The following is a 464-nucleotide window of genomic DNA, read 5'->3' as shown; positions in this document are numbered from 1 at the left end:
ACGTCGTGTAGCCGGTCCAAGAGCCGTAGTCGGTGGCGTCGTACGCCCGCACCCGGTAGCGCAGGTGCTTGCCCGCCGGCAGCGCGCTGGCAGAGGGCACGGTCAGTTTCGCCGTCGAGCCGGAGGACACCGCGGAGCTGGTGCCGGTGTAGGTGTAGGTGGTGTCCGCGTACGCCGGATCGGGGGTGATCTCGAACTGGGCCTTGGTGTTCGAGCCGTCCGGGTCGGTCACCTTCGCGGACAGCGTCGGAGTCAGCGAGGTCACGTACCGCCTGCCGTTGTACGCGTTCACCTGCGACGGCGAGATCGCCAACGAACTCGGCTTCGCCGGGTACGAGTTGTAGGTCACGGTCAGGTGCGGCTCGGTCGAGCCGTCGCCGGAGACGTAGTTCGCCGACCGGAAGCGCCGCCAGGTGTAGGAGTCGGTCTCGGACGCGCCCGCGATCCGCAGACCGTAGTTGGAC

At 68.3% G+C, this 464-nt stretch carries 1 protein-coding gene; it reads right to left on the bottom strand.

Annotated features, from left to right (window positions below; all coding sequences use genetic code 11):
- The coding region (locus ABD357_RS37530) for a hypothetical protein (protein WP_344395807.1) at positions 1 to 464 on the bottom strand (464 nt) is incomplete at both ends.

It is taken from the genome of Streptomyces vastus (assembly GCF_039532825.1).
Classification (GTDB): Bacteria; Actinomycetota; Actinomycetes; order Streptomycetales; family Streptomycetaceae; genus Streptomyces; species Streptomyces vastus.
This window is presented reverse-complemented; position numbering and strand designations above follow the sequence as displayed.